Raw genomic sequence first — 258 nt, forward strand, 5'->3', positions numbered from 1 at the left:
GGATAATCGATCTTCTGATTCGGCCACAGGTTAAGAGACATTGCTTCTGAGAATATCGTGAAAGAACCTGTAATCAATGCCTGGCTGGCGATAATTGCAGCGGCTGTTGCCAAAATTACTCCCGGAATGATCATCCATTCTTCCATAATTCCAAAGAACGGGTTTACTACGGAGAATCCAGGTTTGTTATGATTGGTCAAAAGCCACGCTCCCTGTCCTAGATAGTTGAGAATAAGCATAATCTTAACAAATGCCCAG

The 258-nt window shown here is 43.0% G+C and carries 1 protein-coding gene; it reads right to left on the reverse strand.

What is annotated here, in order from left to right; all coding sequences use genetic code 11:
• On the reverse strand, positions 1-239 hold a 239-nt coding region (locus tag AB0T83_RS20490), incomplete at its 3' end, for a KUP/HAK/KT family potassium transporter (RefSeq protein WP_366195034.1).
• Positions 240-258 lie beyond the last annotated feature (19 nt).

Source organism: Meridianimarinicoccus marinus (assembly GCF_040689105.1).
In the GTDB taxonomy this organism is placed as follows: domain Bacteria; phylum Pseudomonadota; class Alphaproteobacteria; order Rhodobacterales; family Rhodobacteraceae; genus Meridianimarinicoccus; species Meridianimarinicoccus marinus.